This window comes from Rhizobium sp. L43 (assembly GCF_002531725.1).
Lineage (GTDB): Bacteria > Pseudomonadota > Alphaproteobacteria > Rhizobiales > Rhizobiaceae > Rhizobium.
Map to the genome: position 1 here is coordinate 20,051 of NZ_NWSQ01000044.1, position 13,025 is coordinate 33,075.

Consider the following 13,025-nt stretch of genomic DNA (forward strand, 5'->3'; position numbering starts at 1 on the left):
CGGACTCGTTCCAATGACAGGGCATTTCCTTACAAGACTTATCCTCGTGATACGTGCCGCGCGGCCCCCGCGCCCGTGGCTCCGCCTCGTGGCGCCGATCTGCCTGGTGGACCGTGCGCCTTATATAGTCAGCCCTCGAACTCCGGATTGCGATATGTTGTTTAAGCATCAGACGCGGATGGGACGCCAGGAGAGAATTCCGGCTGTTGTCCATCTCGATGAATCTGCACGATTGCAGACCATTCCAGGCACTCTCTCCACGAAGTCGCCGAGGTACTCGTCGAATATAAAAAGCTCAGGGACATTCGGCTGCTCTGCAACACGATTGCCAATTACCACGGACGAGGCGTTTTCCCGGATGCTGCTGCAGCCCTTTAATGAGGACGCAATGAACACATACGGTGCGATAGACCAGGAAGAACCCACCCAACCGAAGAAATGCCAGTCAACGGCGCCCGACGGTCAGATGAGGGCATGTTCATGCCCGCAATAGATTTTTCCGACGTAAGCAAGACATATGGCGACAAGGCCGTGGTCAACGCGCTATCGTTCCGTGTTTCCCCGGGGGAATGCTTCGGGCTGCTTGGACCGAACGGCGCGGGCAAGAGCACGATCGCACGTATGATCCTTGGCATGACATCCCCTGATGCGGGGAAGATTACTGTGCTCGGCGTGCCGGTACCTGCCCAGGCTCGTTTGGCGCGCAAGGGTATCGGCGTGGTGCCGCAATTCGACAACCTTGAGCCCGAATTCACTGTGCGCGAGAATCTGCTGGTCTACGGCCGCTACTTCGGCATGAATACACGCAGAGTTGAAGCGGTCATGCCGTCGCTCCTTGAGTTTGCACGCCTAGAGAGCAAGGTGAATGCGCGTGTGTCTGAACTTTCAGGCGGCATGAAGCGGCGCCTGACGCTAGCGCGTGCGTTGATCAATGACCCGCAGCTACTTGTCATGGACGAGCCGACCACCGGTCTCGACCCACACGCGCGCCACCTGATCTGGGAGCGCCTGCGTTCCCTGCTTACGCGCGGCAAAACGATCATCTTGACCACCCATTTCATGGAAGAGGCCGAACGGTTATGCGATCGACTCTGCGTACTCGAAAGAGGTCGCAGCATTGCCGAAGGGCGTCCGCATGACCTGATCGATGAACTGATCGGGTGCGAAGTCATTGAGATCTACGGCGGCGATCCGCATGAATTGGAATCGCTGGTCGGGCCATATGCCGATCGCATCGAAATTAGCGGCGAGACCCTTTTTTGCTATGTGTCCGACCCGGAGCAGGTGCGTGTGCGGTTACGGGAGCGCGCGGGCTTGCGTATTCTGCAGCGTCCGCCGAATCTTGAGGATGTGTTTTTGCGGTTGACCGGGCGCGAGATGGAGAAGTGAACGATGGGTGAAGGTTGTGCCGCGGCTCTGCCCGCCAACGCTTTTAACTGGATTGCGATATGGCGACGCAACTATCTGGCATGGAAGAAAGTAGCACTTGCGTCAATTGTTGGAAGTCTGGCCGATCCTATGATCTACCTGTTTGGCCTCGGCCTTGGTCTCGGAATTATTGTGGGTCGCGTTGACGGCACAACCTACGTTGCGTTCTTGGCGGGCGGCATGGTGGCGACAAGCGCGATGACGTCTGCGACGTTCGAGACGATTTACGCGGCTTTTACGCGAATGCACGCCCAACGCACCTGGGAAGCCATGCTCTACACACAAATGACACTCGGGGACATCATCCTGGGTGAGTTGGCATGGGCAGCGAGCAAGGCATTTCTTGCCGGTACGGGAATCATAATTGTCGCCACCGTGCTAGGCTATGCGACGTGGCCGTCAGTCCTCTATGTGTTGCCAGTTATCATGCTCACTGGATTTGCATTCGCGAGCCTGGCGATGGTAGTCACGGCACTTGCGCCCAGTTACGAGTATTTCATTTTTTACCAGACGCTCGTCCTCACACCAATGCTGTTCTTGTGCGGCGCGGTGTTTCCAATCACGCAACTGCCCCCGACCTTTCAGCAGGTAGCGCAGTTCTTGCCTCTAGCGCATGCGATCGACCTCATACGCCCGGCAATGCTTGGGCGTCCCGCGAGCAGCATGGGCCTGCATATAGGCGCGCTTTGCATCTACGCGATTTTGCCGTTCTTCCTGTCGGCAGCGCTGTTGCGTCGGCGCCTGATGTCTTGACGCTACTCGCAACCACGCCAGGAGGGGTATTGCGACGCAGTGTCTGGAAAAGACCCGCAGAGCTCTGAAGATAGTCATCATAGTCTGGGAACAAATGAACCCGTGTCGGCGCCGGTGAGACGATGCAGGTTTTCGCTCTGCAACTGGCCGAACTCGGTAGCAAACACCCTTCAGGAAGATCCGGCGTGCATCAGGAGAAAAGCAAATGAAGGTCATCTCAATCGCCACGGCGCTCTTTGCTCTGGCGTGTCCCGCGAACGCGTTCGAAAACAAAGCGGTCGCGGCTACGCTTATCTTAAGGACCGATCGTACGATTGCCGGTCAGCCCATCATCGTTCCACGGAAGGACGTCGAGGTCATCGCTTCGATTTATGAGATTGCGCCCGGTGCGACGTTACCAATTCATCAGCATCGCTATCAGCGCTATGGCTATGTGCTTTCCGGGGAAATCACGGTCACCAATACAGAATCTGGGAAAGAAAGCATTTTCACGGCAGGGGATTTTGTCGTCGAGTCCTGGGGGATATGGCATAAAGGGGCGAACAACGGCACCGAGCCGGTAAAGCTGCTCGTGATCGATCAGGTGGAAAGGGGCAGTGAGAATGTTCTGCCGCAAAAATAAAGACGTTGAGGTATCACCGGAGGGCAATCTGGCGCCACGGCTCGGATGTGGTGAACCCGTCCCATATTAGGGGTTGGTTTGCCGCTCCTTGCTAGTGTCGATTGGAGCTGCGTGAACCTTCGACTTGCGTTGTCGACAAAACTGTCGAGGAGCTTGTTTCATTGGTCGGTTGAACGGCGGGCGTAGGAGAGCATCTGTCCAGTTCCTCCATGCTTGGTCGTCAGTCAGTCAGCGCGGCTGTTGGGCCAGCGGCGACACGATCGCTCATCCGTGAGGCTGTAACGGCGGCGTCTCAAAGTGGCCCTCATTCCGACGCCATGAATCACGCCCAACGACAAAACCACGTAAGAATGCTAGGAAATCCTGAGACGTCTCATTACCTCATTCGGCGAGGGCATGCGGGATGCTTCCTGACATAGCACGTCCCGCATCCAGAGGCTTGCCTGATCACTATTGTGAAGGGCGGGCCATTGGAGGGCCTGTGTGAACGCGGGCAACGGTAGCGGAAGGTCAGCGATCCGCAGGGGTATTGTCTTTTCGAGCTGCTTGACCAGGCGTAAGGGCATTGTCGCTATGCGCTCGGTCCCTGAAAGCATGAACGGAATCATGCTGAAGCCCTGCACGACTACTTCGACATGTCTCTTAAGCCCGTGCTCAAGCAAACACCATTCCTCGATGGAAGCCGTCCGGGCGTTCCCAAACTTCACCACAACGTGTCCCATCGACATATACCTCTCGATTGTAAGTTGCTCCGAGAGTAGCTTGTTCGAGCGGCAGCCCACGCACACGAGGGTCTCCTCGAATAGCGTCACCTTAGGATGTGCGCGCGACATGAGCAATTCCGGAAAGATGAGAAAATCGGCGTCACCGCGCCGCAGGTAATCATCGTAGTTATCGGCGATAGGCAGCAACTCGAAGCAGACGGCGGGCGCTTCTCGGGCGACACGCCTCACGACCTTTTCAAAAAAAACGAGTGCGGCGTAATCGGAAAGGATGACTCTGAAGCAGCGATCCGATTGAGCCGGGCTAAACGGATCCCAGGATATGATCGAGACCTGGATGTGAAGCAGAGCCTCGCGGACCGAAGGCGCGAGCCGCTCCGCACGCGGGGTTGGAACGAGTTCGCGACCCACCATGGTAAAAAGGTCGTCATTGAAATAGGTGCGTAACCTGCCGACGGCCGCGCTCATGGCCGGCTGGCTCAGGTTGATGCTGCGCGCCGCCGCCGTGAGATTACGCTCGGTCATCAGGGCGTCGAGTGCGACGAGGAGATTCAGATCAAGGCCCTTGAACCGCATGTCTTCATCCGTAGCGAGGTGGGGAGAGAAAAGGTGAAAAGGCTCGGTCTCGCGGTGCGGCGCCGAGAGAGATCAGCAAGCAAAGGGTCGCCTAAAATTGGGAAAGTATCGACATTCCAGCCGCCGTGGCTTCAATGGTCTTACTGCTATCTTCAACCGACAAGATTCAGTGGCGCCTGATCATTCTGGCGAGTAGCAGTGATTTCCGCGGATATAGGTTGCGGTCTGCGACGTCGATGACTTCGGCGTCTTGAATATGTACTTCGGGGGGTAAGACGCACTCGTAGCATTCACCTTCTTCGGCAGGTGCATCTTGGCAATTGCAGTCTTGAGTGTGCTCTGCTGAATGGGTTTTGTCGGCACCGGTCTGGTTTGCGCGGAGGTCACTTATCGCCGGGCCGGAATCTTGGTCACGATCATCTGCTGCAAACGACGGCCCGGCCTGCAATGTCAATGCGAGCAACGCGGCGACGATGACGTGGTAGTAGCCAATAACCTTCATGGGACGTTTCCTTTCGTTGGCTAAGGCCAGGCGACACCAAGTAGGATTGATGCCATTCCCGCCGCCGGTACTTCGGGGCTACGGGTGTTGTTCGATTGGTCGAGAGCCTTTCAACGGATCATACCCGGTGGAGTGGAGATGGCCGTCTATGGAACATCCGCGAAAATTGGTGAAATCTATTGTTTAAATGCGAGTCATCCATTTGATGCATGAGACGACGTCTTGCCAGCCCGAACCACCAAGTGTCCGCCAAACCCACTGTTTTCGGCGGTGCTTTTTCACCCAATCGCGACTTCTATCCTCGGTGGTCTTGCGCATGTCGTTGCCGCAATCCCCCTTCATCCCGGATGGCAAAGGGCGCCGCATGCACCGGAGTGACACCGAGGAATCCCTTATCGATCTCCTAAAGATCTGCCGGTGTCATACACGGTCCATTGATACTGTGATGATAGCCCGCTATCATCCCAGAGGACTCGGTTGGATTTCGCCTCATCGGACTCTACGATGTAGCCCAGCGGCAAAGGTCGAAGGAGGATTGGTTCACTTTGCTAACCGGCGGCGGAAATGAATTGCAAAAAAAGGAGATCGAAACGGCTATAGGCTCGTGTTTCTGAGCAACACGTCACCCTCCACTCCTCGGGGATACTCAACTACCATCTGGAAGGAAGGTAAGAGCTCAAGAATGGCGCGCAGGGGAGCTGGCCTTCATAGAGCTCCTGATCACTATACTCAGTATATATGTAGCGCGTTCTGCTCAGGATCTGATTGCCCCCGGCAATAACGTCGGCCTCGGCTCCTTGCACATCCATCCAGATGACATCGATGTTCTCTAGGCCAGCTTCGCCGCACCAGTCATCCAGCCTTCTCGTCTCAACGGAAATCGGACGGTCAAACCGAACCAACGCATACTCAGAAAGGTGGTTCTTGGGACGGCGTATCGAGCCCGAGAGATCCCATTCCTTAGCGCTGCCATTTCCATTGCTGCGTTGAGCAAGATCGGAACGCCGGTTCGCTTCCCGAAAGCATTGATTAGCTCCCAATATGCGGGATTTGTCTCGCGTGACACCGTCTGCAAACGAGCCGTACCATCTACGTGCGTTATGGCGCCTAGCGAACTACGCTGGGATTCGCGCACAGACACTACAAAATTCATAAAAGGAAATTCCCGCAAGGTACCTGGCAGATCAAAGAATTTCGCGGCATCCTCCTCCAATACCGAGGGAGCAAATGGGCGGTAGCCTTCCCGCTTCTTGACCATCATATTAATTCGATCCTTGTTTGAGGCCGGCCTCGGGTCAGCAAGAATACTTCGGTTGCCCAGCGCCCGTGGACCGAATTCCGAACGTCCCTGCACCCAGGCGATCACGGCGCCATCCGCAATCCATTCCGCTGCTTTGCCTGTCACGTCATCACTGCGTTCAATGTCGAGATGCTGGCCCCAAGCAACAAGTTCCTCCTCCACGCTTCCTTCGCTCCCCAGGTGGGGTCCCCAATAGACGTTTTGCAAACGCTCACGAGGTGCCGGATGTCCCAGATCATGAGACGCCATCAATGCGGCGCCTAGTGCGCAGCCAGCGTCATGGGCAGCCGGTTGTACGAAGATGTCTTCAAACATCCCCGAGTACAGCAGCTTGCCATTCAAAGTGCAGTTGTGAGCCACTCCTCCGGCCAAACACAGTCGTTCTATGCCGGTAACCTTGGTGTAATGCCGCAGGACGTGGAACACGATCCGTTCCAGTGCTTCCTGCAGTGAAGCACTCACATCTTTATGCTGCTGCGTGAACGGCATGCCTTTCTGGCGTATTTGGATGTTGCTGAGCAACGTGGGACCAACTCGGTCGAGATAGACCCGGTAACCACCGTCGTCTAGGAGTTCGTAGAATTGTTGGAAGATCGCGCGGTATGACGCGGGATTACCGTAGGGTGCGAGTCCCATGACCTTATATTCATCGAACGCGCCATAACCTAGGAAGCGGATCGTTTCCAAGTATAGCAGCCCTAGAGAATCGTTCTCCGGGAATGCCACGAGTGGCTCAATCTCCGTGCTGGAACCAACCGCCAAAAGCCCCGAAAGAAAGTCCCCACCGCCGTCAATTGAGAGGACCAGACTTCGCTCGAAGCCCGACATGAAAAACGAGCTCACGGCGTGCGACATATGGTGGCTCACGAAGGAGACACGTGAGGGATCAATTTCGGCACCAAATTCTTGCCCGAGTAATCCACACAACAACAGCCTCGCATCCGGTATTGGGGCGCTTGGGTGAGAGAGGCGCACGCGCTCGAGCACAGCGTTGCAATAGGCCTCGGTCGCATAATACGCGATGCGGTCTATGTCGTTAAGGTGAACACCTGCAGATGCGAGGCAATATTGAACCGAACGTGTTGGTAGCTTGTTGGAGTGCTTGATCCGGTTAAGGCGCTCCTCCTCGACCGCCGCTATCACTCGGCCGTCGCGAACGAGAACCGCAGCCCCATCGTGCATAAAGGTGTTCGGTAGATCGAACGAATTTTCGTAGACTCTGCTTAGACCGCCACTGAGCCCTAGACACAGCATGTTGCTCTCCAGTTCGTTTCGAAAGGTAGGTCGCTCTGGCTTGGCCTCCGGCTTTCGTAGTTTCATAGGGTGGTGCTTGACAGTGCAGCTAGAGCTCACGGGCCGAAGCCGAAATCAGATCGTGACCGGATCGGTGAGATTGCCGACAATCGGCGCTATCAGAAACCCAGACCGAAGCATTTGCGGCAGTAACGCCGCGTTGCGTATCCACATTACCCAGTCCTTCATCTTTCCGCCCCACAGCCACAAGGGAAAATCAACGACGTTTGGTCGTCGCTGCAAAGGTCGTAGACCGTGTCCTTGCAACGGCGAGTGCGCCTGCGTTGGCTCCGAGGCATAGCAAACAGAGTTCTGCCGCCGGTCTCTATCACCGCATGTGCGCCAGTACCGAACTCAGCTCCCATGCGGTGAGACCGCCATTGATATCAATCACGTTGAACAGAGGCTACGGTGTGAGAACCAATCTGCGCTCAATGTGCAAAACGCGTGTTCCTTAAGGGGAAGCAGTAGAAAGATGACCAGCGCGCGCGGTGAAACTCGACGAATAGGAGGCGGCATCGACCGGGGCAAAGTGCGTCCCTTGAGAGCCCGCTGAAATGTCGAGAAGCAACGACCAAGATTCTGGCCGATCACTTCGAGTGCAAGATAACGATCGAGACCAGGCAGCAGACGGACTGCCCCAGGCCGTTTTCCCAGCACAGTCTGCACGGCACCCGAGGACCCATTTTAAGAACTCCGAATTATCGCTTTACAAAGCGCTTCTTCAGCGTCTTCTAATGGCAACCGTTTCGATCAGTAAAATCGATTGTTTGGATGGAATGCATCCAAAAAAAAGATGGCGTGACTCCCCGGTGAAGCGGGCGGCGCCCCCATCCTTCTCTCAATGGCGGCCGTGTTCAAGGCAGATCCGCCTGCGACATTCGGACCGACGAACTCCTCGTGTCTAGTCGTATAAGCAACACTCCTTCGCTACTCTTGTTCAGCCGACAAAGCCAAGCCGCGTGTTCGTCTTGGCACATCGATGAGCGTGATAGCCGCGCCTGCTGCAAGGAAACGGCGTTCAGTCTTGGTGAGCGCTGCCGCAGCGAGTGCCGCGAAACGTGGGCCAAGCGCTTCATCATTTCCCGAGCGTAAGTGCGCAGCATCTGGTCGGTGAAGCGCGAGCCGAAGGAGAAGCCCGGGGGTTGGTGCGCCGCTCCTTCACGACTTCAGGGATCGGCTCTGAGTATCGATATCGGTCAGGACTTCGATAGTCCGAATTTGCGACTAAGAAGTTTGCGGCCGGCCTGACGCTGCCGTGTGCAATATAGAAGACGGTCTTCGCCGCTGACCCCAGTCCGATTTCCCTCCCAACAAATCGCTTTCGCCCAGATGTCGCCGGATGAGGCTTTCCCACTGTACCGCCTCGAATTGCATGGAGTGCGACGAGTTCAAGAGTTGCTTCGGACCAGAGGAAGTCTGACCGGCCCCGCATGGGCACTCCTTCGATCGACATTGAAGCCGTACGTTACATCGCGGCGGTGTTGCACGGAGGAGGGCAGACACTGCCACGGCTGAAGCCGAGAAGCTTCGCCTGGCGCACGACGGATAGCTTATGCTCGCGGTCGATCATTTCTTTCCGCCCAGCAATCCCGCCTTGCCGAGCGCACCGGACAAAAAATCGTTCTCCAGTGTCAGCTCGCCGATCTTGGCGTGCAGCGTTTTGACATCGACGGTTGGGGCTGCTGGTTCCGCCTTGGCTTCATCCCCGAAAACGCCAGTCGCCCCCTCAAGGAGCTGCTCTTTCCATTGCTTGATCTGATTGGCGTGCACGTCGAACTGCTGGGACAATTCCACCAGTGTCTGCTCGCCTCTGATAGCGGCAAGCGCCACCTTCGCCTTGAAAGCCGGGCTATGGTTCCGGCGCGGTCGTCTTGTCATGGTATCTCCTGTTCCCGGCATCTAAGCCAAAGTCAGGCAGAAATTCCACTTATCCTAGCTGTTCAAATTTCCCGAGCCAGCTCTGGCTGTCCATTGCCTCCCTATGCTTTGTGACAGTGCGGCGCGCAATGCTGATGCCGGTTTCCTTCAGCCAAGCGACGATTTCATCGTCGGAAAGTACTTCCGAGGCCTCTGCGGCGATACTTGCCTTGATGCGGTGGCGGATGCGCGAGCGCTTCCCCGGGGGCCACGATAAATCGGCAGAGGCGCGGTAACTTCAAAAAAATAACGCGGGGCTAAAAAATTGGCCGCAGGCTAGTCCGTGGGTATGGACTGGAAGTCCGGTAGGCGCTATTCGTGCCGTTCCAGCATAACATCAGCCACCCCGTGGATTCTCCAAGGCCTCTTATATTGAAAAAAGTGCAACGCAGTTTTGCCGTCGAGTACAAGAACGGCAGGCGAAAACTCGATACCAGATCGAACTCGATCTGGGGCAATGTGGATCTAAAGTCAGTCGCGCGCGATCTAGAGGAAGAGGCATTGCCTGCTCTGTCAGGTAGCTCTCAGAGTGGCAAACCCGACAGCGAAATGTCTTTGCCGGAACAAGATCAGGCCGAGCAGTTGTTGACAGCGCCTCTCGGCCCGTCGACAACTGCATCAGATACACAGGAGATGAGCATGGCCGACGAGACTAATACGACAACCAATGTCGATGGACAGACCGTTGTCGAAACGCCTAATGCGCCGAAGAAACAGCGCAAACCGCGCGCCAAAAAAGCCGCGGCACTCGAGACCGCGTCCGCTGACGCTACGGCAGAGCCAGCAGCTGCTCTGGCCGGGGCCGGTGGTGTAAAGAGGAGAGGGCGCAAGACAAAGGCGATCGAAGCCACGGCGAGCGCCAAAAGTGCACCTATGCGCCGCGCTCCAAAAGCTGTGCAGACAGCGCCGGCCGCCCCGATGACGGCGATCGATGAGATGGCAGACCTTTTGCAGTTGGAAGAAGAAAATCAGCGACTGCGCAAGCTTCTTGCTGAAAAACTTCGCGCTGAAAATGAAGATCTGCGCAAACGGCTCAAGCTCGATTAATATAAGCAGCCGGTCAATTAGCCGGCCGTATCTACACTCTTATCGAGACAAACAATTCGGCAACGGTAAATGCTGTTGCCGGACCTAAAACTCACTGCCTGCTTGCGGGATAAAACGCGAGGTCAGATAGATGGCGTCTCCCTGGAAACTTCTTGCCCGACTGATCTCACCGGGTCGCGAACAAAAGCGAGAAAACGGCTCGGACCAAAAGGTTACGCCGGACCCGTTGGCTATTGCCGGTCCGACCGAAACGCCTGCCGAGAAGAGCCTGATTAGCGCCGTTCGACCGGCAAGCGAGGGGCTTCCCCGTCACGGCCATTCTCCTGCAATTTCCACCGAGTTTGTTGTTTCCAAAGAAGTCGGAATCGGTATCGGCATGAACGAGACTGAGGAGGCCATCTCTCGTCGCAGCCACGATCAGGTCGACGGCCAAGACGCCAAAATCGTTGAGGCGGCTGATCCACCTCCATTCGGCGAGCTTGGTACCGACATCGTCGCTGGGCATGATGCTACGAAGTTCGTGCGAACTCTCGAGGTCGCCCCGCGTAAGAAGGCATCAGCCGCGATTGCAAACGCGGCCCCGGCAATTCACACTGCGGACCAGATGAGCCTCGACGAAGACATCAGGGTGCTCAGGGGGCAGCTAGCCAGAAAGCTAAGGCTGCAAAACGCGCAGTTGAGAACAATGCTGGAGCGGTTTGAACGGTGACCTGTCGCAGTGCAACACGTTGAGCCCGGTTTATTGCAAGTGACGGCATTGAAAGCGTTCTCCTAGGCCACGTCGAAGGATCATTGTTCAGCGTCAGGCAACCTGTCGCCCTGGGCATGTTGATGGTTCTTGCCGCCGGTGCTTCGCGGAGCCAGCGGCAGCATCACCTGTGTACGGCTAGGGTTCCAAGCACGGTCCCATTTCGTCGACATCGACGACAAGCGTGTTTAGGCCATGTTCTAGGCATTTAACCGCGCTCGATCGCCACTGTGGACATCGAGCCTGCCGCAGGTTTCTTGATGCGCGTCTCCGCCGCTTGCGCAATCGAAGCCGCATTGGTGACGTCAAGCTGAACTGTCCGGGCGTCTGGTCCGGCGCTTTGAACGAAGGTGTCGCCTGCTTCAAGTTGGCGCGCGCAACCGAGCCGGTGAAGCCGTTCTGCGCCAGACCTTGCACGATCTGACGGCGGATTTCTTTGCCAGTGGCGAGAGCTGAACTGTGACGCGATCGAGACCGACACATGCCATTGACTTCGAATTCAGCGATCGATTTAAATCGAGCAATTGGGGCTTGCCTCCTGCCTAACATCTCGACGAACTCGAGCTCGATTATGTGATCACTCTAAGGCCCTCCGTTTGCCAGTCTAGATGGGCTGGCGGCCAAGATAAGCATCGAACGCGGCAGCGACATGGCGAAGGGCAGAGCGACATTCGTGCCGTACACGGACTAAACCGTTGTCAAACTGAACGATCCCGTCCTCAGCCAGAATCTCTAGCTGCTTAGCTGAACTCACTAGATGGGTCTGATCAAATCCCTGGGCCGTACAGATTGCTGATATGTCCGCCTCCAAGTAGCACATGAGCTGTTCGATGATTGCAGCTCTTACGCGATCCTCGGTAGTTAAACGGTAGCCCCTTGAGATCGCCAAGCGGCCGGATGCTATGTGTCGGTTATAACAGCTTTGCGTGAGATCGTTTTGAACGTAACCGTCGCCGCAACGACCGATGGCGGACGCGCCCAAACCGATGACAGTTGGGCAGGTTTCGGCAGAGTAACCAAGCGAATTGCGGCGCAGACGACCAGCTCTCTGTGCTATTGCAAGCTCGTCATCCGGCAAAGCAAAATGGTCGAGACCGATTTGCAGATAGCCTGCTGCAACTAACGTATCGGCCATGGCTGAGGCCTGCTCAGCTCGCGCGGCTATATCGGGCAGTGCTGCGGTGTCAATCAAGCGCTGATTTTTTCGAAAAGATGGAACGTGGGAATAACCGAAAACCGCGAGACGGTCGGGACGCATCGCAATAGCTAACATTGCTCTCTAGACAGGACTGGACGGTTTGGTTCGGCAAACCGAACATCAGATCGAAATTGATACGCCTGACCCCATACAGGCGGAGGTTTTCGACGGCGGTCATCACTTGCGCCTCGCTCTGAATCCGGTTGATCGCTTTTTGTACGACGGGATCGAAGCTCTGCACACCGACGCTTGCGCGATTCACACCGGCTCTTTCTAGGGCTTCGGCCATATCGGTGGTGAACGTGCGCGGGTCGACCTCAATGGCAATGGTTGCGCCTCGCTCAAGCGCAAAACGGCCGCGCAGGAGTTCCATTAGCGACAGGAAGTCTGCCGATGGCATAATGGTCGGGGATCCGCCGCCAAAGTGCACGTCACCCACGGAGAGTGCCTGCGGCACTTGCTCGGCGACCAGGCGGATTTCCTCGCGCAGCATTGCTAGATAATCGGTTATCAAAGTATCCCGACGAGTGATGCTAGTCGGAAAACCACAATACCAGCACATCGAGCGGCAGAATGGAATGTGGAGATAGAGCGAGACAGCGTCATCAGTTCCCTGGCTTCTCAGCCATTGCTCATAAGTGTGGGCGCCGATTTCTGGAGAAAACTCCTGTATTGTTGGGTAGATAGTATACCAAGGCAACTGCGCCCCGCTATTTGTGTTCGGAACGAAAATCGACGACGGTGCGCGCACAGACTTTCGCCTGCAGTCCGTGTCACGTTCACATTCAATATTTGACACGTTTTTTTCCCTCGAAAGCTGGGTCCTATTGGGCACGTGCCACGCCCGGAATGGACTTGATGTTCGATTTGACGTCGCATTCGGAAAGCGCCTTCGGCTCATCGCCAGGCTCGTCGC

General features: G+C 56.2%; 9 protein-coding genes and 5 pseudogenes. 6 read left to right on the top strand and 8 right to left on the bottom strand.

The features are described from left to right. Positions 1-82: 82 nt before the first annotated feature. The 4 genes and pseudogenes from CO667_RS32505 to CO667_RS32520 form a co-directional block, all read left to right on the top strand. Positions 83-375: pseudogene (locus tag CO667_RS32505) on the top strand (carbamoyltransferase C-terminal domain-containing protein); the annotation flags it as partial. A 63-nt stretch (positions 376-438) separates the two neighbouring features. Beyond that, the gene (gene nodI / locus CO667_RS32510; RefSeq protein WP_280953262.1) at positions 439-1,389 is read left to right on the top strand and encodes a nodulation factor ABC transporter ATP-binding protein NodI; all 951 of its coding nucleotides are present in this window, start codon (positions 439-441) and stop codon (positions 1,387-1,389) included. Positions 1,390-1,392: 3 nt separating this feature from the next. Beyond that, positions 1,393-2,181, top strand: coding sequence for an ABC transporter permease (locus CO667_RS32515; protein ID WP_097622124.1), 789 nt, complete (start codon positions 1,393-1,395; stop codon positions 2,179-2,181). Positions 2,182-2,386: 205 nt separating this feature from the next. After that, positions 2,387-2,803 (top strand): cupin domain-containing protein, encoded by a 417-nt coding sequence (locus tag CO667_RS32520; RefSeq protein ID WP_088397132.1) that lies wholly within the window; start codon positions 2,387-2,389, stop codon positions 2,801-2,803. 353 nt (positions 2,804-3,156) lie between these two features. Here the strand turns inward: CO667_RS32520 and nodD1 are convergent, their stop codons facing one another. The 6 genes and pseudogenes from nodD1 to CO667_RS32555 form a co-directional block, all read right to left on the bottom strand. Beyond that, positions 3,157-4,101, bottom strand: coding sequence for a transcriptional regulator NodD1 (gene nodD1 / locus CO667_RS32525; protein WP_097622125.1), 945 nt, complete (start codon positions 4,099-4,101; stop codon positions 3,157-3,159). A gap of 166 nt (positions 4,102-4,267) precedes the next feature. Then, the gene (locus tag CO667_RS32530) at positions 4,268-4,603 is read right to left on the bottom strand and encodes a hypothetical protein (protein WP_054185970.1); all 336 of its coding nucleotides are present in this window, start codon (positions 4,601-4,603) and stop codon (positions 4,268-4,270) included. Positions 4,604-5,253: 650 nt separating this feature from the next. Then, positions 5,254-5,505, bottom strand: a complete 252-nt coding sequence (locus CO667_RS36295; RefSeq protein ID WP_275593057.1) for an FkbM family methyltransferase — start codon at positions 5,503-5,505, stop codon at positions 5,254-5,256. Further along, positions 5,433-7,157, bottom strand: a complete 1,725-nt coding sequence (locus CO667_RS32540) for a carbamoyltransferase (protein ID WP_275593059.1) — start codon at positions 7,155-7,157, stop codon at positions 5,433-5,435. Before CO667_RS32540 ends, CO667_RS36295 begins: the two co-directional genes overlap by 73 nt. Positions 7,158-8,697: 1,540 nt before the next feature. Next, a pseudogene (locus CO667_RS32550) lies at positions 8,698-9,077 on the bottom strand (transposase); the annotation flags it as partial. Positions 9,078-9,126: 49 nt separating this feature from the next. Next, positions 9,127-9,303: pseudogene (locus tag CO667_RS32555) on the bottom strand (hypothetical protein); the annotation flags it as partial. 185 nt (positions 9,304-9,488) lie between these two features. Here CO667_RS32555 and CO667_RS32560 point away from each other — a divergent pair. Further along, the gene (locus CO667_RS32560) at positions 9,489-10,163 is read left to right on the top strand and encodes a transcriptional regulator (protein ID WP_097622127.1); all 675 of its coding nucleotides are present in this window, start codon (positions 9,489-9,491) and stop codon (positions 10,161-10,163) included. 130 nt (positions 10,164-10,293) lie between these two features. Continuing rightward, positions 10,294-10,872 (top strand): hypothetical protein, encoded by a 579-nt coding sequence (locus tag CO667_RS32565; protein WP_097622126.1) that lies wholly within the window; start codon positions 10,294-10,296, stop codon positions 10,870-10,872. A 643-nt stretch (positions 10,873-11,515) separates the two neighbouring features. Here the strand turns inward: CO667_RS32565 and hemN are convergent. After that, positions 11,516-12,860, bottom strand: a pseudogene (gene hemN / locus CO667_RS32575) (oxygen-independent coproporphyrinogen III oxidase). A gap of 88 nt (positions 12,861-12,948) precedes the next feature. After that, a pseudogene (locus tag CO667_RS32580) lies at positions 12,949-13,025 on the bottom strand (nitrogenase); the annotation flags it as partial.

What these genes read in the sequence shown, in the direction of transcription:
- nodD1 (WP_097622125.1), bottom strand. Translation starts at nt 4,101, where the DNA reads ATGCGGTTCAAGGGCCTTGATCTGAATCTCCTCGTCGCACTCGACGCC.
- CO667_RS32520 (WP_088397132.1), top strand. Translation starts at nt 2,387, where the DNA reads ATGAAGGTCATCTCAATCGCCACGGCGCTCTTTGCTCTGGCGTGTCCC.
- CO667_RS32540 (WP_275593059.1), bottom strand. Translation starts at nt 7,157, where the DNA reads ATGCTGTGTCTAGGGCTCAGTGGCGGTCTAAGCAGAGTCTACGAAAAT.
- CO667_RS32530 (WP_054185970.1), bottom strand. Translation starts at nt 4,603, where the DNA reads ATGAAGGTTATTGGCTACTACCACGTCATCGTCGCCGCGTTGCTCGCA.
- nodI (WP_280953262.1), top strand. Translation starts at nt 439, where the DNA reads ATGCCAGTCAACGGCGCCCGACGGTCAGATGAGGGCATGTTCATGCCC.
- CO667_RS32565 (WP_097622126.1), top strand. Translation starts at nt 10,294, where the DNA reads ATGGCGTCTCCCTGGAAACTTCTTGCCCGACTGATCTCACCGGGTCGC.
- CO667_RS32515 (WP_097622124.1), top strand. Translation starts at nt 1,393, where the DNA reads ATGGGTGAAGGTTGTGCCGCGGCTCTGCCCGCCAACGCTTTTAACTGG.